This is a genomic window from Brevibacterium senegalense (assembly GCF_000285835.1).
In the GTDB taxonomy this organism is placed as follows: Bacteria; Actinomycetota; Actinomycetes; order Actinomycetales; family Brevibacteriaceae; genus Brevibacterium; species Brevibacterium senegalense.
Map to the genome: position 1 here is coordinate 95,741 of NZ_HE978605.1, position 20,745 is coordinate 116,485.

21 protein-coding genes, 3 tRNA genes and 1 riboswitch are annotated in these 20,745 nt (G+C 72.1%); of the genes, 2 read left to right on the top strand and 22 right to left on the bottom strand.

Annotated features, from left to right (window positions below; all coding sequences use genetic code 11):
* Positions 1-112 precede the first annotated feature (112 nt).
* Positions 113-895 carry an MBL fold metallo-hydrolase gene (locus HGBR_RS17580; RefSeq protein WP_019159411.1) on the top strand — a complete coding sequence of 261 codons (783 nt, stop codon included), beginning with the start codon at positions 113-115 and terminating at the stop codon, positions 893-895.
* Between the two features lie 163 nt (positions 896-1,058).
* Here HGBR_RS17580 and rplL read toward each other — a convergent pair whose 3' ends face one another.
* The 3 genes from rplL to HGBR_RS11085 form a co-directional block, all read right to left on the bottom strand.
* The gene (gene rplL / locus HGBR_RS11075; RefSeq protein ID WP_019159412.1) at positions 1,059-1,448 is read right to left on the bottom strand and encodes a 50S ribosomal protein L7/L12; all 390 of its coding nucleotides are present in this window, start codon (positions 1,446-1,448) and stop codon (positions 1,059-1,061) included.
* A 69-nt stretch (positions 1,449-1,517) separates the two neighbouring features.
* Positions 1,518-2,060 carry a 50S ribosomal protein L10 gene (gene rplJ / locus HGBR_RS11080; RefSeq protein WP_019159413.1) on the bottom strand — a complete coding sequence of 181 codons (543 nt, stop codon included), beginning with the start codon at positions 2,058-2,060 and terminating at the stop codon, positions 1,518-1,520.
* Positions 2,061-2,330: 270 nt separating this feature from the next.
* Complete coding sequence (locus tag HGBR_RS11085; RefSeq protein ID WP_019159414.1) at positions 2,331-3,491, bottom strand: hypothetical protein; 1,161 nt, start codon at positions 3,489-3,491, stop codon at positions 2,331-2,333.
* 44 nt (positions 3,492-3,535) lie between these two features.
* Between HGBR_RS11085 and HGBR_RS11090 the strand changes: the two genes are divergently transcribed.
* Positions 3,536-4,138, top strand: coding sequence for a DedA family protein (locus tag HGBR_RS11090; RefSeq protein WP_083882857.1), 603 nt, complete (start codon positions 3,536-3,538; stop codon positions 4,136-4,138).
* Between the two features lie 13 nt (positions 4,139-4,151).
* On the opposite strand, the gene HGBR_RS11095 is transcribed toward HGBR_RS11090, so the two are convergent.
* The 19 genes from HGBR_RS11095 to HGBR_RS11185 all read right to left on the bottom strand — a co-directional run bounded on the left by HGBR_RS11095 (position 4,152) and on the right by HGBR_RS11185 (position 20,739).
* Positions 4,152-5,444 carry a hypothetical protein gene (locus tag HGBR_RS11095; RefSeq protein ID WP_019159416.1) on the bottom strand — a complete coding sequence of 431 codons (1,293 nt, stop codon included), beginning with the start codon at positions 5,442-5,444 and terminating at the stop codon, positions 4,152-4,154.
* Positions 5,441-7,222, bottom strand: coding sequence for an EI24 domain-containing protein (locus HGBR_RS11100; protein ID WP_019159417.1), 1,782 nt, complete (start codon positions 7,220-7,222; stop codon positions 5,441-5,443). Before HGBR_RS11100 ends, HGBR_RS11095 begins: the two co-directional genes overlap by 4 nt.
* 100 nt (positions 7,223-7,322) lie before the next feature.
* Positions 7,323-8,018, bottom strand: coding sequence for a 50S ribosomal protein L1 (gene rplA, locus HGBR_RS11105; protein ID WP_019159418.1), 696 nt, complete (start codon positions 8,016-8,018; stop codon positions 7,323-7,325).
* A 71-nt stretch (positions 8,019-8,089) separates the two neighbouring features.
* Complete coding sequence (gene rplK / locus HGBR_RS11110; RefSeq protein ID WP_019159419.1) at positions 8,090-8,521, bottom strand: 50S ribosomal protein L11; 432 nt, start codon at positions 8,519-8,521, stop codon at positions 8,090-8,092.
* Positions 8,522-8,761: 240 nt separating this feature from the next.
* A complete protein-coding gene (gene nusG / locus HGBR_RS11115) occupies positions 8,762-9,583 on the bottom strand; it encodes a transcription termination/antitermination protein NusG (RefSeq protein ID WP_019159420.1) in 822 nt (273 codons plus the stop codon).
* A gap of 102 nt (positions 9,584-9,685) precedes the next feature.
* Positions 9,686-9,928, bottom strand: a complete 243-nt coding sequence (gene secE / locus HGBR_RS11120; protein ID WP_019159421.1) for a preprotein translocase subunit SecE — start codon at positions 9,926-9,928, stop codon at positions 9,686-9,688.
* A gap of 53 nt (positions 9,929-9,981) precedes the next feature.
* Positions 9,982-10,057: transfer RNA gene (locus HGBR_RS11125), tRNA-Trp, on the bottom strand.
* A gap of 51 nt (positions 10,058-10,108) precedes the next feature.
* Entirely contained in the window at positions 10,109-11,752 is a 1,644-nt protein-coding gene (locus HGBR_RS11130) for a metallophosphoesterase family protein (protein WP_019159422.1), read from the bottom strand.
* Positions 11,749-12,900 carry a UDP-N-acetylmuramate dehydrogenase gene (locus HGBR_RS11135; protein WP_019159423.1) on the bottom strand — a complete coding sequence of 384 codons (1,152 nt, stop codon included), beginning with the start codon at positions 12,898-12,900 and terminating at the stop codon, positions 11,749-11,751. Before HGBR_RS11135 ends, HGBR_RS11130 begins: the two co-directional genes overlap by 4 nt.
* The gene (locus tag HGBR_RS11140) at positions 12,897-13,358 is read right to left on the bottom strand and encodes a MaoC/PaaZ C-terminal domain-containing protein (RefSeq protein ID WP_019159424.1); all 462 of its coding nucleotides are present in this window, start codon (positions 13,356-13,358) and stop codon (positions 12,897-12,899) included. The genes HGBR_RS11135 and HGBR_RS11140 overlap by 4 nt, the downstream gene beginning before the upstream one ends.
* An 11-nt stretch (positions 13,359-13,369) precedes the next feature.
* Complete coding sequence (locus HGBR_RS11145; protein WP_019159425.1) at positions 13,370-13,819, bottom strand: FAS1-like dehydratase domain-containing protein; 450 nt, start codon at positions 13,817-13,819, stop codon at positions 13,370-13,372.
* A gap of 153 nt (positions 13,820-13,972) precedes the next feature.
* A complete protein-coding gene (locus HGBR_RS11150; RefSeq protein ID WP_019159426.1) occupies positions 13,973-14,431 on the bottom strand; it encodes an AAA family ATPase in 459 nt (152 codons plus the stop codon).
* Between the two features lie 104 nt (positions 14,432-14,535).
* Entirely contained in the window at positions 14,536-15,387 is an 852-nt protein-coding gene (locus HGBR_RS11155; RefSeq protein WP_019159427.1) for an energy-coupling factor transporter transmembrane component T family protein, read from the bottom strand.
* The gene (locus tag HGBR_RS11160) at positions 15,384-16,889 is read right to left on the bottom strand and encodes an ABC transporter ATP-binding protein (protein WP_051013404.1); all 1,506 of its coding nucleotides are present in this window, start codon (positions 16,887-16,889) and stop codon (positions 15,384-15,386) included. Before HGBR_RS11160 ends, HGBR_RS11155 begins: the two co-directional genes overlap by 4 nt.
* A complete protein-coding gene (locus HGBR_RS11165; RefSeq protein ID WP_083882865.1) occupies positions 16,886-17,575 on the bottom strand; it encodes an ECF transporter S component in 690 nt (229 codons plus the stop codon). Before HGBR_RS11165 ends, HGBR_RS11160 begins: the two co-directional genes overlap by 4 nt.
* Before the next feature lie 31 nt (positions 17,576-17,606).
* Positions 17,607-17,717: riboswitch (TPP riboswitch) on the bottom strand.
* Between the two features lie 59 nt (positions 17,718-17,776).
* Positions 17,777-19,354, bottom strand: coding sequence for an ABC transporter ATP-binding protein/permease (locus HGBR_RS21080; protein WP_019159430.1), 1,578 nt, complete (start codon positions 19,352-19,354; stop codon positions 17,777-17,779).
* On the bottom strand, positions 19,351-20,082 hold the full coding sequence (locus tag HGBR_RS11175; protein WP_147522451.1) for a permuted SH3 domain-containing protein: 732 nt from the start codon (positions 20,080-20,082) through the stop codon (positions 19,351-19,353). Before HGBR_RS11175 ends, HGBR_RS21080 begins: the two co-directional genes overlap by 4 nt.
* 482 nt (positions 20,083-20,564) lie before the next feature.
* Positions 20,565-20,638, bottom strand: a tRNA-Met gene (locus tag HGBR_RS11180).
* 28 nt (positions 20,639-20,666) lie between these two features.
* Positions 20,667-20,739 (bottom strand) — tRNA-Thr (locus tag HGBR_RS11185).
* Positions 20,740-20,745: the final 6 nt, after the last annotated feature.

Consider the following 20,745-nt stretch of genomic DNA (forward strand, 5'->3'; position numbering starts at 1 on the left):
AAGGCAACACGAAGGCAGAGCAATGCAAAGGACCAGACTACTCGCGTGTCGGCTTGCCCGCAAGCCCGTCGTGGTAGTATCGCTCGCTCCCTGCGGATGAGAGCATGCGGGCATGCAGGTCTTCACTCTCGCATCCGACCCCGTCCGCCTCACATCCGTCCTGGTGGTCGGGTCGCGGCGCGCCCTGCTGGTCGACACCGGCGCCGGCCCCGACCAGGCGACCCGACTCCTGGCCGCCGTGCGGCAGATCACGGATCTGCCCCTGGCCATCGCGAACACGCACGACCACTGGGACCACTTCTTCGGGAACCCCACCTTCGCTGAGGCCGGGGTCACCGGATTCCACGGCTCACCCGCCTTCGTCCGGGACTCCCCCGGCTCCGCGTGGCTGCAGCACGCGGAGGCCTCCGAGCACGCCTTCGACCTGCCCGGCCCGGAGGACCTGGCGGTCCCGATCGAACCGCTGGAGGACGGCGACACGCTGGAGCTGGGCGACGGCGAGGTCGTCGAGGCGCTCGTGGCGACCGGGCACACGGACACGGACCTGGTCCTGCGGGTGGGGCCGCTCCTGCTGGTGGGCGACCTCGTGGAGGAGGGCGCACCGCCCCAGGTGGGCCTCGACGCCTCGCCCGTCGCATGGGTGCGCACGCTCGAGCGCCTGGTGGAGGTCCCCGGCATCACGCATGTCGTGCCCGGGCACGGGCGACCGGTCGACCTCGACTTCGTGCGGACCCAGCGCACGGACCTCGCCGCCTTCGCCGCCTCGGCGGACGCGGACGATCCGGCCGTCCGCGCGGACCTGCCCGCACGGATGGCCACATCCCTCCTCGCCGCACCGGGCGCCCCGGTCGCCGGCACGGAGGTGCTGGGCGTGCGGGTGACCCGGATCCTCTGACCCGGCCCCGGCCTCGGCGACGGGGTGCGATGCGCACGGACGGGTGCGGGCGGCAGGGTTCTGAATGCACGGAGCCCCCGTCACCACCGAAGCGGTGACGGGGGCTCCGTCGTGAGAGAGCCGAGCGAGCGGTGCGGCGACCGCCCCGCTCACGCGGCGCGCATCACTTGAGCGTGACGGTGGCGCCGGCGCCCTCCAGGGCCTCCTTGGCCTTCTCCGCAGCCTCCTTGGAGACGCCCTCCAGGACGGCCTTGGGAGCCGAGTCCACGAGGTCCTTGGCCTCCTTCAGGCCCAGCGAAGTCAGTCCACGGACCTCCTTGATGACCGGGACCTTCTTCTCGCCGGCCGACTCGAGGACGACGTCGAACTCCGTCTGCTCCTCAGCGGCCTCGGCACCGGCACCGCCGGCGGCCGGAGCGGCTGCGACGGCTGCGACCGGAGCCGCGGCCTCGACCTCGAAGGTCTCCTCGAACTTCTTGACGAAGTCGGACAGCTCGATGAGGGAGAGCTCCTTGAAAGCCTCGATGAGCTCTTCGGGGGTGAGCTTAGCCATGGTGGCTGTTCCTTCCATTCGCGACCGGAGGATGTGCACCGGTCAGTGGTGGTGTTCGGGGTGTCGGACTCAGGCGTCGTCGGCCGGCGCCTCGTCGGCACCGCCGTTCTTCTCGCGCAGAGCGTCGACGGTTCGCACGGTCTTGACCAGCGGAGCGGTGAACAGGTAAGCGGCCTGGTACAGGCCTGCCTTGAGTGCACCGGCTGCCTTCGCAAGCAGCACCTCGCGGGATTCCAGATCGGCGAGCTTGGTGATGTCCTCTGCCGTCAGCGCGGAGCCCTCGAGGACTCCGGCCTTGATGACGAGCTGAGGATTCGCCTTGGCGAAGTCACGCAGCGCCTTCGCAGCCTCGGAGGGCTCGCCCTTGACGAACGCGATTGCCGTGGGTCCGGCAAGCTGTCCCTCGAAGGCGTCGATCCCTGCTTCCTTGGCAGCGATGGCGGTGAGAGTGTTCTTCACCACGGCGTAGGTGGCGTGCTCACCGAGTGACCTGCGCAGATCCTTCATCTGCGCAACGGTGAGCCCGCGGTACTCGGTCAGCACGGCGGCGTTCGAGGACTCAAGCTCCTGCTTGATCTCTGCGACCGCGGCTGCCTTGTCGGGCCTCGCCATGGCATTCCTTTCGTTGATGTCGGTGCCCCCGCCCCGAACAGGAAGAGCGCCCCACGACAGGCGCGGGACGCTCACAGTGAAAGGAATGCTGGGCATTCCGGGAGATCCTCGCCTGCGCGGGTCACCAGCGTCCTGCTGGGTCTTCGTCCGCGTCGCGTCCTCCTGACGGAGTCAGCGCCGCAGAGACCGACGGTCTTGGGCAATGCATGACTCTACGGTCATCCGCTGCCGGCTGTCAACGCGGCGACGACGGCCGTGGTGCGGCTCACGTCAGCGGTCTCGCAGCCGTCTGATGTTCTCGCGGACGACCGGGGTGTCGAGCTCGTCGCACCGATTGGGGTCGAAGCCGTCGCCCGGCGTGTGCCGTCCCGACCGGAGCCGGCGCACCCCGTTGATCGCCGCCGCGACGATGCCGAACACCAGGACGGCCGCCAGCGCGCCGATCCCCGCTCCGCGCAGCGCGTTGAGCAGCGGGTAGCCCAGGAGCACGGGTCCCGCGCCCTCCCCCGCTGCGGCGCCGGCCGCACCGTCCCCGGCCACGAGGATCGAGACGAGCATGCCCACGACCACCCCGAGCACGAGGCCCGCCACCGGCACCGCGATCGCGCCCAGGACGGAGCCGGTCGCGGCCCGCCCGCCTCCGCGCTGACCGACCGGTCCGGAGGCCGGCGGCTCCTGCACGGCACGTGCCAATTCCTCGCCCGCTCCTGCGAAGCCGCGCGCGTAGGCGGGCTCGGCATCCTCGACCGGGCGCACTCCGCTGCGGGTGCGGACTCGCAGCACGTCCGGGTCCCGGCCGTCCGCGAACGCCTCACGGCAGGCGGTGCACACGGGCGCATCCGACGCCGAGGCCGCAGTCCCCTCCTCGGTCACCGTCGCCTGGCCGTGGAACGGGTTGAGGGAGCAGAAGCGCGGCAGGGGTGAGTCTGCGGGATCGCTGCCCGTGCGCAGGTGCGACTCCCAGGCCCGCACGCGGGCCCGCAGCTGCGCCTCGAGGACAACGAGTGCGGCGGCCTCGACGGGTGGGACCGCGTCCTCGACCTGCTGACGGGAGGGTGGCCGGGACCCGGCGGCGGCCTCGGCGGCTGTGCCCGGGGTGGTCCCCTGCGGCAGGCGAGCGCGCACGCGTTCGGCGAGGACCGCGAAGGCCTGGTCTGCCTCCAGCAGGGCGTGGGCGGCGGTGCGCCCGGCCTCTGTGGTCGCGGCGGCCGGGTCGATGTCGCCCGCGGTTGCGTCCAGCAGCTCGGGGAGCCGGTCGGCGGCCTCCGGTGGGATGCGGGTTGCGGACCGGGCCTCCGCGGACCCGTCATGCGACCGCGCTGCCGGCTGGTCGCGACGCACCAGCGTCCAGGCGAGGGCCGAACCGCCCAGGAGGAACACACTCGCGGCGACGATGACGTCCGTGCCTCCTGGGGTGTGCGTCTCGAGCATGCGCCCACCCTAGCGGGACGGGCCGGTGGCACTAGGCTGGTCCAGTGCAGGATGTGCAGGAGTTCGTGCTGAGCCTCGTGGGTTCGCAGTGGCTGTACCCGGTGTTCGGTCTCGTCATCGCGGTGTCTGCCGCGATCCCGCCCGTCCCGTCCAGTGCGCTCATCGTGGCGCTGGGAGCCGTCAACGCGCATTCCGGGCGCCCCGCGCTCATCCTGCTCATCGTCGCGGGCACGGCCGGCTCCGTGCTGGGCGATCACGTCATGTACCTGATGGGCCGCGGCAGCCGCTTCACGCAGTGGCCGCTGTTGCGCTCCCCCGCCGCGCAGCGCCGCATCGAGAAGCTCGAGGCGAAGCTGGAGAGCGGCGGCCTGTACTTCGCCGTACTCGCCCGCTTCATCCCGCTGGGTCGCACTCTCATCGCCCTCGTGTCCGGCTCGACGCGCCTGGACCTCAAGGAGTGGCTGGCGCGGACGACCGGGGCGGGGATGATCTGGACCGCCTACTCGCTGGCCTTCGGGTGGCTCACGGCGCACTGGATCCCGCTGCCGCTGTGGGCGTCCGTCGCGATCGCCGTGGGCGGATCGCTTCTGCTGGGCGCGATCATCTCCCGCGTCGCCGACCGGTTGGCCCTGGGCCCGCACGACTGAGCCGCGGTCCTGCTCAGGCGCCCGGCCCGCCCGCTCTCCCGACGAGCTCCACTCGGATCATCTCGACGAGGTCGCCGTCCTCTGCGCCGAAGCAGGTGCGGGACCACACCGTGTCCCGTTCGACGTACGGCCGGCCCCGGTCGTGGAGCCACGCGGGAGTCCGACCCGCGGTGAGGTCACGCTGGCAGGGCGCACAGACGGGCAGTGGCGGGGTGGTGCCGGCACCCGCCCCACGCGGCAGCCGTGCGCGCGCACTCGAGGCACCGTGGGTCGGATCGACCGTGCACAGCCGGGCGGCATCCGTCCGGGAGGCACCCCTGCGTCCGCCAGCAGCACCCGTGGGTCCTCCAGCGGCAGCGGACTCCGCGCGGTCCACCGCACCCCCCGCCTCCATCAGCAGGACGAGCGCACCCGCCAGATCCGCACGGGTCACGTCGTCGGCATCGACGAGGCGCCCCGCGAACGTGTACGCGTCCAGTCCACGCCGCACCTCGTCGACCTGCTCGGCGGGAAGTCCCCTCGAATCGAGCGCGCGCAGGCGGGCGGCGATTCCCAGCGTGTCCTCGATGAGCGCGGCCCGGATCCGGCTGCGCTGCATCTGCGCCGCGTCCAGCAGCAGGTCTGCGGGCATGCGGACGCGCGGGGGCAGCGCGAGCCGGGCCGCGCGACGCCTGGTCACCAGCCCGACGACGGCGAAGACCGCTGCGGCCACGACGATGCCGGCCAGCAGGACTCCCAGGACCAGCTGGTCCGCGCTGAAGTCCGGCCCGCCCGGGGGCTCAGTGCTCTGACCGGTCGTTCCCTGACTGCTCGTGCCCTCCCCCATGCCCTCCGCACGGTCAGAGGTTCCCGCGTCCCGCGCCTCGCCATCGGCCACCGCGACGCCCGCGTCCTCGGCAAGGGCATCGAGCGCGGTCGAGACGAGCCGCACCCCCTCGTAGCCGGAGCCCGAGCCCTGCGTCGAGGCGATCGCCTCCCGCGCATCGTCCAGGGCCTCCGTACCGTCCTCGACGACGGCGCTGGAGACGCGACCGTGCGGGGACGCCACGAGATAGACCCCGTCCTCCCCCACCCGGTCGGCCAGAAGGTCGACGAGCTCGCTCCCGGACTCCTCGTTCAGCGCATCGTCCACGAGCACCACATGCACCGGGTACGGCAGCGCCTGCGCCTTCTCCCGCAGCTGTGCCGCCGCCTCGTCCGGCACGCGCGCCTCCGCTGCCGCGGTCACGTGGACGGGGTCGCCCGCCAGCGACTGCGCGAGGGGGTCGGCGAGCGCTCCGAGGTCGTCCGCACCCGCTGCTGTCACGGCTCCTCCCGCTGGAGGAGAGTGCGAGAACGAGACTGATCCGTGTGACCGTCATCGGAGGCATCGTCCGACCTCATGGTGCGCACGAAGCCGACGACGATGAGTCCCAGAACGGCGAGGACCACCGCGAAGAGGCTGCCGAAACCCACACCGCGCAGCCAGTTCCACAGCGGATAGCCCCACACCGTGGGGCCCGTCTCCGCGGCGCGCTCAGCCTGCTCCTGCAGCGTGTAGAACTCCTGCCCCTCGAGGCCCGCGAAGAGGATCGCCAGGGCACCGCCCACCACGGCTGCTCCCAGCAGGACGAGCAGCGGGATCCCCCGGATCGTCAGAATCCCACGCGCCGCCGAGGGAACGTCGGTGCGCGATCCCACAGGGTCAGAGAGGGGCGGTCGGACGCAGGCCTGCGCCAGCGGTGCGAGGGCGCCGAACATGCTGCGCGCGTACCCGTCGTCGACCTCGACGTACGGGCGCACTCGCCTGCCCGCCCGCACCCGCAGGACGTCCGGCGGCTCGTCCCACCCCGTCGCCTCCCGGCACTCCGCGCACACCGGCACCTGGATCGCGGCGTCCCGTCCCGCCACCGTCGCCGTGACGACCGAGCCTCCGTGGACGGCAGCCTGCCCATGGAAGGGGTTCAGCGCGCAGTGCTGCGGAGGACCCGCACCGTCCACCGCGGCCCCGGACCGCACATGGGTCTCCCATGTCCGCACGCGATCGTCCAGCTGCGCGTCGAGGACCAGGAGCGCGGCCACTTCAACTGGAGGGAGGACCGGATCGACGACCTCGGACGACCACCCCACGGCCTCGCAGGGTGCACCATCCGTGTCGCGAGAGCTGCCGTCAGACGTATGAGGTCCATCGTCCGGCTCGAGAGCGTCGCCGTCCGGACGGAGTCGCCCGTGGATGCGATCGCGCAGAGTCCGGTGCGCATCGATGTCCTCCACCAGTGCGGCCGCGTGGTCCAGCGCCTGCTCCGACCGCGCCTGCTGCGGATCAATGGCAGGGAACGTGCGATCCAGCAGCAGGGGCATACGGTCGAGAACTTCCGGTGGGACGGGCGTGGGGGTGCGCGCAGCCAGTGCAGCCCGCTCGCGCTCCTCCGACAGCGTCGCGCGCCGACCGAAGAACCAGACGAGCCCCACCCCGCCCACAGCGGCGACCGTCATCGCGGTGAGCACGTCCGCGCCCCCGGGCTCGTGCGTCTCCAGGTACTGCGTGATGTCCCCGCGCTCGCGCCCGGTGCCCGCGTAGACACGGGGGTCCGGGCGGTCTGCCGCGCCCAGCTGCGCGGCGCCCTGCAGTGCCGCGAGCTCGAGCGCCGGCGCGGGGTCGACGCGGAAGTCATCGTGGTAGCGGTCCGGCCACCGTCCGGAGTTCCCCACATCGTCGCTCACGCCGTCCGTGCCCACGACGAGGATGATCGGCACCGTCGCCATCCCGTACGCCTCGAAGAGGCTGAGGACGAGCGGGAAGGAGACCTCGGCCAGCCGCACCGCGATCTCCTGGAGCACTGCCCGCTCGTCCTCGAGCGGCAGGTCCTCCCCCAGCAGGGGCGCATCCGGATCGGTCACGACGGCCAGGCAGGTGACGCCGTCGGTCTGCGCCTCCGCTGCCGCGAGCCCCTCCTGCGCCCGTGCGACGAAGTCAGGACCCACCGCCTGCGACCTGATGGCCAGCGCGATGCCGTCCGTGCGCAGTGCCTCGCCGTGCTCATCGAGGAACCGCTGCGCGAGTCCGCCCGTGTCCGAGGCCCCGGTCGGCTGATCACTCGTCATGCGTCCGATCCTAGTGCGCGGGGAAGCGAGCTCCGGGAACGCCGAAGGGCGGGAGCCCCCGTGGGGTCTCCCGCCCTTCGGCGTGCGATGCGCAGTGCGATCAGGCGCGCAGCGTGCCCGCGTCCACCGGAACGCCCGGACCGTTCGTCGTCGACAGCGTCGCCTTCGAGATGTAGCGGCCCTTCGAGGAGGACGGCTTGAGGCGGTTGACCTCATCGATCGCGGCCTTGAAGTTCTCCTCCAGCTGCTGCTGCGAGAACGACGACTTGCCGATGATGAAGTGCAGGTTCGAGTGCTTGTCGACGCGGAACTCGATCTTGCCGCCCTTGATGTCCGTGACAGCCTTCGCCACGTCCATCGTGACCGTTCCGGTCTTGGGGTTGGGCATGAGGCCACGGGGACCCAGGACCTTGCCCAGGCGACCCACCTTGCCCATCATGTCCGGGGTCGCGACAGCCGCGTCGAAGTCGGTGAAGCCACCGGCCACCTTCTCCAGCAGGTCATCGGAACCGACGAAGTCGGCACCTGCTTCGCGGGCTGCCTCCGCACGGTCACCCGCGGCGAAGACGAGGACCTTGGCCGTCTTGCCGGTGCCGTGGGGCAGGTTGACGGTGCCGCGCACCATCTGGTCGGCCTTGCGGGGATCGACACCCAGGCGCAGGGCGACCTCGACAGTGCCGTCGAACTTCGACACCGAGGTCTCCTTGGCCAGGGCGATCGCCTGTGCCGGTTCGTACTGCGTATCCGCAGCGATCTTCTCTGCGGCGGCCTGGTAGGCCTTCGAGCGCTTTGCCATCTGCTTCTTCTCCTAGCAGTCGTGGTGCGGGTCGCGCGGACCCTGCCACAGTGGTGTGGGACCCGGGGGTCTCAGATGTCGGTGGTGATGCCCATCGACCGGGCGGTGCCCGCGACGATCTTGGACGCCGCGTCGACGTCGTTGGCATTCAGGTCGGCCATCTTCTGCTCTGCGATCTCGCGCACCTGGTCGGCGGAGAGGTGCCCCACCTTGTCCGTGTGCGGGGTCGCCGAGCCGGACTTGACGCCCGCGGCCTTCTTGATGAGCTCCGCAGCCGGCGGAGTCTTCGTGATGAACGTGAACGAACGGTCCTCGTAGACGGTGATCTCGACGGGGATGACGTTGCCACGCTGGGATTCTGTCGCGGCGTTGTACGCCTTGCAGAACTCCATGATGTTGACGCCGTGCTGACCAAGCGCGGGGCCGATCGGGGGTGCCGGGTTAGCGGCTCCCGCCTGGATCTGCAGCTTGATCAGACCGGCGACCTTCTTCTTGGGAGGCATGTTCGGTCCTTACTCTTCTCGTCCAGCACCCGTGCGACGCTCGCACGGGCGGGGTCCGACCGTCCCCTCCGATGCGGGGCGCAGTCAAACTCCACCAGTATTCCACGACCGAACGCCCGGAGGCGAATCCCTGTGGGGAAGCGCACACCGGACGTCCTGATCGATGCGTGTCCGCGGCGGCGACGCCGCGGGGATTCGCGACCGCAGGTCGCGAAGTGCAGTGGGTCCCCGCGGGGACGCTCAGATCTTGCTGACCTGGTCGAAGCCCAGCTCGACGGGGACGTCGCGCTCGAAGATCGACAGGAGCACCGTGAGCTTCTGGTTCTCCGGGCGGATCTCCTGGATCGTCGCGGGGTGGCCCTCGAAGGAGCCCTCCTTGACGAGCACGGACTCGCCCACCTCGAACTCGACGACGTACTCCGCGTCGTCGCCCACGTTGCCCTGGGCCGTGCCGGCCTCCTGGGCGACCTTCGCCTGCTTCTCCTCGAAGATCGGGCGCAGCATCTCGAAGACCTCGTCCGTGGTGAGCGGCACGGGGTCGTAGGCGTTGCCCACGAAGCCCGTGACGCCGGGCGTGTGGCGCACGGCGCCCCAGCTCTCGTCCGTCAGCTCCATGCGCACCAGCACGTAGCCGGGGATGCGGACGCGACGGACCTGCTTGCGCTGCCCGTTCTTGATCTCGACGACGTCCTCCATCGGCACCTGCACCTCGAAGATGAACTCCTCCATGTTGAGGCTCACCGTGCGGGATTCGATGTTCGTCTTCACGCGGTTCTCGTAGCCCGCGTAGGAGTGGATGACGTACCAGTCGCCGTCCTGCATGCGCAGGTCGGACTTGAAGTCCTCGATCGCCTCGGCCTCGGCGTCCTCGGCCGCAGGCGCGTCCTGCGCCGGCGCGTCCTCTGCCGCAGGTGCGTCCTCGGCGGCCGGCGCGTCCTGGACCTCTGCGTCCTGGCCGCCGTCGACGTCGAGGTCACCGGCGGTGTCCGCCTCGACCGCGGGCTCGGCGGCGTTCGCCTGATCGAGCTCGGGGTTCAGCTCTTCCGGAGTGGTGTCCGACACGTGGTGTCTCCTCGTTCGATGCGGTGGGTGCGGTCAGGGTGGCGGTGGGGAGCGCGCGGATCGCTCCGCGGGCCCGTCCCCGGGTTCAGTCCGACCCGGGGATCAGAACGGCGTCGTGCCCGCGAAGACCCATCCGGTCAGCTGTCCGAAGACGAAGTCCAGTCCGGTGATCAGGAGCATCATGATGACGACGAAGCCCAGCACGACGAGCGTGTAGTTGATGAGCTCCTTGCGGGTCGGGGTCACGACCTTCTTGAGCTCCGCGATGATCTCGCGGAAGAACCGGAGGATCCGGCCGAAGAGACCGAGCCTCTTCTTCCCCTCTGCGGCGGAGGTCTCAGCCACTCGACCCTCTCATTCCTCGACGACCGTCACCGACCCGGCCGGATCGGTCTGACTGGCAGGGGTGACAGGACTCGAACCTGCAACCTACGGTTTTGGAGACCGTTGCGCTACCAATTGCGCCACACCCCTTCAGCGGTGAGGGATCACCGCCGAGGATCGAGCATACATGCTCCTCCGGGCTCACGTCGAACCGTCCGCGTCCGTCTCGACGGGCGGCTCCGGCCGCACCTCGATCAGCGGTCCCGGCTGCGGTGCGGGGACCCAGGGCGAGAACTCGACCGAGGCGTCCATCCCCACCGTGAGGTACTGCACGTCGACCAGCTGTCCGGTCGTCCGGTCGTAGCGGAGGATGCTCATCTCCGCGGGCATCTTGAGCGGTCCGGGGGTGAGCGCGTCCGCCAGCGCCCCGCCCGTCGTGGAGCCGACCGTCCGCACGCCCGCGCCCCACTGCTCCGGCTCGACACGACGGTGCCAGTGCCCGTGGAGGCCGTAGTCCGCGCAGCCCTCCTGGAGCGCAGGCTCCGCGTGGCGCGGGTCGTGGATGACGAGCAGGTCCTCCTCCGCCGCGCACGCCGTCTGCGCGACCCGTCCGGTGAACTCCTCCGCCGTCTCCCCCGTCTCCAGGACGTCGCCGGAGGGGAAGACGGTGCGCCGCGGGTCGCCCGCACCCAGCAGGGTGAGGCCCGCGACCTCGACCGGCTCCCCGTCCAGCACGGTCCAGCCCACCTCCCGGGCACGGCGGACGGTGTCCCGGGAGTCGTGGTTGCCCTTGACGAAGGCGGTGGGCACGTCGTCCGGCAGCGCCTGTGCCAGGGAGTCGACGCACACGTTCTCCGCATCCGTGCCGGTCATCGTGACGTCGCCGCCGTCGATGTGGAGGTCCGCGTCGCTCCAGCGCACGACGTCGCCGATCACGCGGGACATGCCGGTCTGGCAGTGGATGTCACTGGTCCACACGATCGTCGCGAGATCCGCCGGCTGCGGGTTCGCCAGTCCGTGCAGAGGACCGGCCCCCAGCCGGGTGCCGACGGGCCGCTGCGGCCACGCGGCCGCCAGTTCGCCGCGCACGGTCCCGTAGAACTCGTCGTTCTCCCGGATCAGGTCCGCCGCCGCCTGCGCCGCCTCGTCGACGACGCCGCCCAGCCGTCCGGTCACCTGCGCGCCGGCCAGCGGCGTGCCGATGAAGACGGGATCGGACTCGATCGCCCGCGGCGGCTCGAGGGGCACCAGCAGCGCCCCTCCCAGCACGGCCAGCCCGGCCGTCGCGGCACCGGCCCGCAGCCGAGGCCGTCGTCCGGAGATCCTGCCGGTCCGCCCGGCCGCACCGGCCAGTGCCCGACCGCCCACGAGGAGGGCGACCAGGACCAGGACCCCCGCGGCGGCGCGCAGCGCCATGTCCTGCCCCAGGTCGATCGCGATGGTCCGCGCGTGCGCGCCGGGATCCGTGAAGAGCGCCGCGTAGGCCGTGAGGTCTCCGCCCAGCGCATCGATCGTGGTCCCGCCCACGCCCGACTCCACCGGGATCTCCCCCACCGCCACGTGGACGCCCAGGCCCAGGGGCAGGAGACCGTCGGCGGGGACGACGACGGCGCCCAGCGGACCCAGGTCGACCTCGACCGCGGCGTCGCCGGTCACGGAGTAGTGCGCCTCGTGGGGGCCGAAGGTCCCGTCCGTCTCCGCGCTCAGCACCGCCCACGGCGCGACGATGACGAGGCAGCACAGCAGGACGAGGAGGGACCGCAGCACGGTGCGCGGACGCGGCAGTCCGCCGCGCCACGCCGTGAGGGCCCGGCCGTACGACAGCCGCGGTGCGCGCACGCTCACAGGTCGATGCCGACGAGGTTGGGCTCCGGCACCAGCACGATCCCGAAGGCCTCCTCCACCCCCGCCCGGATGTGACGCGCCAGCTCGACGAGGTCCCGAGCCCGCGCCTCGCCCCGGTTGGTGAGCGCGAGGGTGTGCTTGGTGGAGAGGGACGCGAGGCCGTCTCCCACGGAGTACCCGCGGCTGAAGCCCGCGCGCTCGATGAGCCAGGCCGCGGAGGTCTTGACGACGGCGGGGTCCGCCTCACCCGTGCGGTGGTCGAGGACCGGGTAGGACGGCGCCCCCTCCGGAAGGACGTCCGCCGGGGTCACCCGCCCCACGGCGTCGTCGACGAGCGACAGGATGGGGTTGGTGAAGAAGCTGCCGGCCGACCACGTGTCGTGGTCCGCGGCGTCGAGCACCATCCCCTTCGACGCGCGCAGATCGAGCACCGCCCGGCGCACCTGCGCGACCGGCACTCGCGTGCCCAGGTCGACGTCCAGCGCGGTGGCCAGCTGCCGGTAGCGCACGGCGGCACCCGCGCCGTCGCCCGGCGCATCCGCGGCGGCTCCCGCGCCGCTCGACTGCAGGTCGAAGGTGACGGCGAGGACGACCCATCGCACCGCGCCGGCTTCTGCGGCCGAGCGCTTGAGGACGGACGTCCGGTACCCGAAGCCCAGCCGGTCCGCGGTGAGGAGGTGCTCCTCCCCCGTCACGCGGTCCAGGGCGAGCACGTGCGTGAGGCAGTCCGCGACCTCTGCGCCGTAGGCGCCCACGTTCTGGACCGGGGTGGCGCCCACGGAGCCGGGGACACCGGACAGCGCCTCGAGGCCGGACAGGCCGCGGTCGACGGTCTGCGCGACGAAGGCGTCCCAGTCCTCGCCCGCCTCGACGGTCACGCGCACGACGCCGGAGTCGTCCGGCTTCTGCCAGTCGATGCCGCGGGTGCGGACGAGGCAGACGGGTCCGTCGAAGCCGTCGTCGGCCACGAGCAGGTTGGAGCCGCCGGCCACGAACAGGACGTCCGGGGTCTTCCGCGGTGCCGCGCCGGTGGGCTCCTGCATCGGGTGGGCCCGGACGAAGTCCACGAGCTCCCCGCGGGTGCGGGCCTCGTGCGGGTGGGCGATGGGGCCGCCCACCCGCAGGGTCGTGAGGTCTGCGAACCTCACGCCAGACGGACCTTCACCTGGGTGCGGCCCAGGACCGAGTCGTCACCCGCGCTCACGGCGAGGTCGAGGCGGACGACACCGGCCTCGGCATCGATCGCGCCCACGGTCGCGGTGAGCGCGAGCTGGGCGGTGGGGGCCGTGGGCGGCCCGGACTCCGCGTCCGGGACGACGACCATCGACGTGAAGCGGGTCCGCGCGTCCAGCACGGAGCCGGGATCGCCGGTCCAGTCGGTCACGCGCGCGACGACGGAGCCCAGTGTCAGCATGCCGTGTGCGATGACGTTGGGCAGGCCCACCTCCTTGGCGTAGCGCTCGTTCCAGTGGATGAGGTTGTGGTCGCCGGACGCGGCCGCGTATGCGATGAGGTCCGCGCGGGACACGGGGATCGTCGTGTCGATGACGGTGTCGCCCACGGAGAGCGCGTCGATCGAGGGGCGGGGTGCGGCGGTGTTCGTCATGGCCTGGCTCCTCACTTCTCGCCGCGGACGACGATGGTCGACGTGACGGTCGCGACGGGCTCACCGGAGTGCGCGTCCGTCAGCTCTGTGCGGGTGGTGATCATCGCGTTGCCGCCCGATTCCCGCAGCCCGTCCACGTGCGTGGTCGCCGCGAGGCGGTCGCCCGCGACGATGGGCCGGGTGTACGTGAACTGCTCCTGGCCGTGCACCACGCGCGAGTAGTCGATCCCGGAGTCCGGGCTGGAGATGTAGAGGGCCTCGCAGCGCTGCGAGGGGATGACGGCGAACGTCGTGGGTGCGATGACGTCCGTGTACCCCAGCTCCTGTGCTGCGGCCGCGTCGACGTGCGCGGGGTGGGTGGCGCCGATCGCGCGGGCGAACTCCGCGATCGCCTCGCGGCCCACTTCGAAGGGGGCCGGCAGGGAGTACTGGGCTCCCTGCAGGTCGGTGTTGACGGACACGTGTGCCTCCTGGTCTGTGGCGGGCTGATCTGCAGCAGCCGGTCAGCGGTCGTCCGCCAGTCTATCGAAGCGGACGGACACCGCACGCGACGCGACGGACTGCCCCGATCCACGTGGGACCGCTCACCGGTCGCCGCCCACCCGTGCGACGGTTCAACCCGTCGCCCACCGCTGCGGGTCATGGGCGGCCCGGTGCGCGGCCTCCTGCCGCTTCCAGCCCTCCCACCAGGAGTCGTCGCCGTCGCGGGCGAGCGCCCGGGCGCGGCGGACGGGCTCCGGCGCGTCGAGCCAGAGGACCCGGTCCGCGAACCCGGCCGTCACCGCGGTGACGCTGCCGCACCCCTCGACGATGAGCGGGACGGACGGCGCGATGCTCTCCTCCGCGCCCCAGGCGGAGGCGTGCCAGTCCCAGCGCCGCCACCGCGGGGTGCGGCCCGCGGCGCGCTCGGTGAGGATCCGCTCGAGCGTCGCCGTCGCGTGCGCCATCCCCTCCCAGCCCGCGTAGAGGTCGTCCATGTGCAGCACCCGCGCCCCGGTGCCCGCCGCCAGATCCCGTGCCGCGGTCGTCTTCCCCGCTCCCGAGGTCCCGTCCACCAGGACGAGCCCACCCACCCGGGCGGCCCTGTCCGGAGGACCACCGGTGCCGGAATGCGCTGCACTCCCGGAACGAACCGTGGTACCGGAACCCACCGCTCCGACCTGCGTGCTGCCCGCGCTCATCCGCCAGCCCCCACGAGCCGGAACGCTCCGGTCGCCACCGCGAGTCCCACGGCGGCGAGCGACACGCCCAGCGCGCACGCGATCGCAACCGCATCGCGACGGCGCAATCGCGAGGGCCTCGCCCAGGTCCGCTCCCCCGTGCCGAACGCGCGGGCCTCCATCGCCGTCGCGAGCATCGTCCCGCGACGCACCGCGGCGACGACGAGGGCGAAGGGCAGTGAGAGTGCGCCGCGCAGGGAGCGGGAGTCTCCCAGGCCTCGGGCGCGGCGGGCTCGGGCCAGGGACCGGTGGTCGGCGGCGAGGACGCCGGCCAGCCGCACGGCGGCCAGGGCGCCCACGACGAACCGGGCGGGCAGGCGCGCGATCTGGCCCAGCGCATCGGCCAGTCGCGTGGGGTCGATGCCCACGAGCGCGACGAGCGCGGGCACGCCGATCGCCAGGACGCGCACCGTGATGGCCGCGGCCAGCTCGATCGAGTTGTCGCTGATCGTCACGAGCCACCACGAGAGGTGGATGCGCCCGCCGGGCTGCGCGTACAGGAGCATGCTCAGTCCGCTGAGCGGTGCCGCGAGGAGCAGCGGCCATGTCCGGGCCAGCATCGTCCGCGGCCGGATGCCCAGGGCGAGGAAGACGACGAGCCACACGCCCAGCGCCGTCGCACCGCTGACCAGGTCGATGCTGGTGAGCAGCGGCAAGGACGCGAGCGCGGCCGCGATCCACAGCGCGAGCGGGTTCAGGCTGGCCAGCGGATCCCGTGCGGGCGTGCGGGTGTGCTGTGCGGTGGGGCTCGGTGCGAGGCCGGCGGTGTCGTCGCCCATCGAGTGGTCCGCGGTCGGTGCGGTGCTCATGCGCACGCCTCCGCCCGGTCGATGACAGGTGCCCCGTCACGACTCAGGTGCAGCCGCTCATCGCCCAGGACGCGCACGTAGTCGTCGTCATGGGTGACGGACACGGCCGCTCCCCCGTCGCCGACGTGCGCGGCGACGAGGGCGGCGAGCTCCGTCCACGTCGTCCGGTCCTGCCCGAACGTGGGCTCGTCGAGGACGAGCACCGTGGGCGCGGTCGCGAGCGCCGTCGCGACGGACAGCCGGCGCTGCTCACCGCCGGACAGGGTGTACGGGTGGGCGTCGGCCAGGTGCGAGAGGCGCAGCCGCTCCAGCAGTCCGTCGACGCGGGCGTCCGCGTCCGCGGCCCGGGTGAGGCGCGGGCCCACAGCCAGCTCATCGCGCACGCTGCGAGCGACGAACTGGTGCTCGGGGCGCTGGAACACGGTCCCGATCCGCGTGAGCAGATCCCGCGACCGCCACCGGTGCGGCTGCGACTGAGCGGTGCCGTGCGCCAGGACTCCTCGAGCAGTGAGCGTGCCGGCCAGAGGCGCGGCGAGACCCGCGAGCGCGACGGCGAGCGCGGACTTCCCCGTCCCGTTGAGCCCCGTGATGATGGTCGAGACCCCCGCACGGATCGTCAGGTCGATGCCGCGCTGCACGGGCACGGGTCCGTGCCCCACCGCAACGCCGTCCGCCTCGAGGAGGACGCCGCCGAGGCCGTGGTCAGCTGTCCTGCCCGCCCGCTCGACCTGGGGGCGGGCGCCGGGCACCCAGACGCCCGCGGCCGCGAGAGCCGCACCCCGGGAGTCGAAGACGTCTGCGGGCGAGCCGTCCGCCGTGATGCCGCCGCCGGGCTCGAGGACGAGGACGCGGTCGACGAGATCGATCCACTGGTCCACCCGGTGGTCGACGACGACGAGCGTCGTCGAGGTCGCCGCGACGGCGCGCCGGACCTCGTCCGCGCCCGCATGGTCGAGGTTCGCGGTGGGCTCGTCCAGCAGGAGCAGGCCCGGCCCCATCGCGAGCACACCGGCGATCGCGAGGCGCTGTCGCTCGCCGCCGGACAGGTGCGCGGTGGGGCGATCGAGCGGGTAGGTGAGCCCCACCGCGTCGAGGGCCGCACGGACCCGCGGCCAGATCTCGTCGCGCGGGACCGCGAGGTTCTCCAGCCCGAAGGCGACGTCGTCGCCCAGCGCGGGCAGGATCGTGTTGGCGTCCGGGTCCTGGAGGACGAGACCGGCCCTCCCCCGCTGCGAGGCCGAGGGTCGCCCGTCCAGGGTGAGCGTGCCGGTCTCCTCGCCGTCCTCCTCGTCGCCCAGGATGCCCGCGAGCCCGCCCAACAGGGTCGACTTGCCGGCGCCGGACGGACCCAGCAGGAGGACCCGCTCGCCGGGCTCGAGGACGAGGTCCACCCCGGCGACGGCCGCCCTCCTGCGGGAGGCGTGCCGCCAGCCCCACCCCGTCGCGACGACGCGGGCGGGTGCGGATCCGTGGGCGGAGCGTACGCGCGCGGCCGCGCTCACGTGAGGCCCCGGATCTCCCGGCCCGCCGCGAAGCGATCGAGCGCGCCCGTGCGGGCGAGCGCACGCGTGAGCACCCAGCCCAGCGCACCCGCCAGCAGGGCGCCGGAGATGATGAGGCACGTGAGGTAGATGACGAGGAACTGGACACTCATCTCGATGTTGCCGGACAGGAAGAGCTCGATCGTCCACGCGGCGACAGCGGAGCCGATGCCCGCCAGCGCCGCGGCCACCAGCCCGAAACGGCGGTAGCCCAGCAGGAGGAAGACGAGCTCTGCACCCAGGCCCTGGGCGATGCCGGAGTAGACCGTCTCGACCGCCCACTGGCTGCCCAGCAGCATCGAGACGACCGCGGCCAGGACCTCGACGAACAGGGCTGCTCCGGGCTTGCGGATGACGAGGCCGCCCACGACTCCGCCCAGCAGCCAGACACCGGTGACCAGACCGCCGAAGCCCGGTGTGAGCGCATCGAGGGCGAGGAATCCGGCATAGCCGGCGAAGTTCCAGAACGTGAAGATGAGACCGATGACGACGCCCAGGACCGCGGCGATGACGATGTCGAGCGTCCGCCAGCGGTGGCGGCCCGCACCCGCGCGCCCCGGTGACGGGGATGCGGGGCCGGCTGCGGCCTCGGCGGGGGTGGTCTGCGCGGTCGAGGGGGTGGATGCGTCTGCAGACGAGTGCGTCATGAGCAGTGCCTTTCGTTCGACGAACGGCACGGGTGATGAAGAAAGGTCTCCCTGCGCCGGCATTATCCGGTTCAGGTTCGACGGTCGAGGGCTCGCTGCCCTCCTCTCAGCCTGGATCTGCCAAGCTCCCGTGTGCCGACCATGATAGCCGACCGGCCGGGCGGACGGCGTCCGCCGGCGGCACACGGCCGCACAGCGCCTCTACGCCCGGATCGCGTCGACGATGCGGGCGCGGGTCGCGACGATCGCCGGCAGGAGCCCGGCCAGGGCGCCCGCTCCCACGGACACCGCGAAGCCCACGAGCGCCGCGGACACGGGGAAGGCCGGTGCCGCGGCCATGCCGTCGGTCAGGATCGCCATGACCGCGGGCGTGCGGAGGATGAGGACGGAGACGGCGATCCCCACGACGCCGGCCAGGCTCGTCGCGACGACGGACTCCATCATGACGGAGAAGAAGACGCGGGCCCCGGTGGCGCCGAAGCTGCGGCGGATGCCGATCTCCCGCACCCGCTGCTGCACCGTCACGAGCGCGATGTTGAGCAGCCCCATGACGCCCAGGAACAGGATGAGCCCCGCGATCGCCAGGAGGATCGTCCGCAGGACGCCCAGGGGATCGTCCCCGAAGGCGAAGGCGTCGGACCGGTAGCCGGACCACGTCCCGCCCGTTATGGCGCTCAGTCGGGAGGAGACCTGCGTGGCCAGGTCGTCAGCGATCTCCTCCGGCACCCACGCCTGCAGCGAGAACTGCTGCGGCTCCTGCACGAGCGCGGTCGCGGCAGGTGCGCCGGCCAGCAGGCGGACCTCGCGCATCTCCCACCGGTTGCCGCGTGTCACCCCGATGACGGTCGCGGTCAGCGGGGCCCCGCCCTCGGTCGCGGCCAGCTCGATCGAGGCAGGGAGGTCCGAGGCTGTGAGGCCCTGATCCGCCAGGACGTTCTCGTTCACGACGGCCGCCGGGGCGAGGTTCTGCTCGTCGCCGGGGGCGAACCAGCAACCGGCGACCAGCTCCGCGCTGAAGATCGTGCCGTGGTCCGGCTCGATGAGCAGCGTGTCCGCCCACTCGTCGCCGTATCGCCCGGTGACCAGCACCTGCGACTGCGACAGGACGGTGGTCCGCGTGATCGAGAACTCCTCGAGCACCGGGTCCGCCGCCGCCCGCAGTGCGGCGGGATCGGCGCTCAGCCGCGGGTCCTCCGTCTCGAGGGTGAGAGTGGCCGCGCGGCCGCTCATCTGCTCGCAGCTGGCCCGCAGCGAGTCCTGCGCCATCGTCGACATCGCGACGACCAGGGTGAGCGAGCACACCGCGATCGCGACCCGCTGCTGCTCACCGCCGGACAGGCGGGTGGGCACCTGATCGGCGCGCTCCCCCAGGCCCAGCCGCTCGAGGACCTCACGGGCGCGCCGCTTGCGGGTGCGGACCTCTGCGGCGGTCCCGTAGAGCAGCGGGTGGGCGACGTTCTCCAGCGCCGTGCGTCCCGGCAGCAGGTTGAACTGCTGGAAGACGAAGCCGATCTGCGCACCGCGGATCCGGGAGGCGGTGCGCTGCGACAGGCGGGCGGTGGGGGTGCCGTCCCACAGCATGTGCCCGCCGGTGGGCCGATCCAGCAGTCCCAGGATGTTGAGCAGGGTCGACTTGCCGGTGCCGGAGCGGCCCACGATCCCCACGTGCTCGCCCGGGTGCACCGTCAGGTCGATGCGGCGCAGGATCTCCAGCAGCGAGCCGTCCGGCAGGCGCACGGAGCGCGCGACGCCCTCGAGGTGCAGCAGCGGCGCCGTCACCCGACCATCCCGAAGTCCATGCCCTCGTCCATGTCCGGCTCCGTGCCCGGCACGTACTCGAGGATGGACTCGCCCTCCTCGAGACCGCTCACCACCTCTGCGCGCGTGCCGTCGGACATGCCGATCGTGACGGACCGCTCCTCCGGCTCGCCTGTGTCGCCCGGGCCCCAGACGGAGGCGTCCTCGCCCATGCCGCGCACGGCGGTGACCGGGACGGTGAGCACGTCGTCCGCGGAGCCCACGTCGACGATCATGCACATCGTGAGCCCGTTGTAGACCTCGACGTCATCGGGGATGCCGCACCGCAGCTGCGTCGTGCCGGATCCGGTGTCGCCGGCCGCACCGGTGTCCAGGCCGTCGTCACCGATGCCGAGGCCGTCGTCACCGGACATGTCCGCGTCACCGGCCGTGTCCCCGCCGGCGCCCGCGTCGCCGCCGGCTGCGCCTCCGCCACCCGTCGGGGGCGCTCCGGCCTCCAGCAGGCTCAGCGACGTGCAGTCGGAGGGCGGCGGCCCCTGGTCGATGATGATCTGCGCGGTGTCCGGCAGGTCGCCCAGTCGGTAGAGCTCGACGGGCTCGATGTCCGCGGTCGCGCTGTACGTGCGTGGGGTGACGGTCAGGGCCTCCGCGTCCTCCGCGTCCTGGGACCCGTCCGGGGCACCGGGATCGGAGGCCTCGTCCGGCACCTCCTCTGCCATGATCTGGAAGAGGTCGTCGCCCTCCTCCACGACCATCCCCGGGCGCGCCCAGATGTGGTTGACAGTGCCGTCCGGTCCGGCTTCGCCGCGACGGGGTCCGCGATCGCGATCGCTCCACGACGGTCTCCATCCCCAGCAGCTCGCCCGTGGGGAACTCGTCGTCCGCGCCGGCGTCACCGGACGGGGCGAACGCCAGCCAGGCGAGCGACACCGCGATGACGAGCAGGACGACGAGGTGGAGGATCGGGAGGACCACACGTCGGAACACCTGCACGGATCACACACCTCACGGACACGGCCGCGGTCCCTCACCGCGACGACCGGGACTGGTCCTACCCTCACAACCCGGTGATCGGCGCCCCCACCAGCAGAGATTCCGACAGAACCGCTGAGGTGCACGCACACGCCCCGATCAGCGTTGATCACAGTCCTGTCCATGCACCTCAGCGCAGGAACGGGAGCGCAGGAACGCGAAGAACCCCCGTCCACCGGACGGGGGTTCTTCCTGGTCGTAGCGGGGGCGGGGCTCGATCCCGCGACCTCACGATTATGAGTCGTGCGCTCTAACCACCTGAGCTACCCCGCCGCGCGCGAACCGCAGTAGGGCCCACGAGAGCCCCAAAAGGGAATCGAACCCTTGACCTTTTCCTTACCATGGAAACGCTCTGCCGACTGAGCTATTGGGGCAACGAG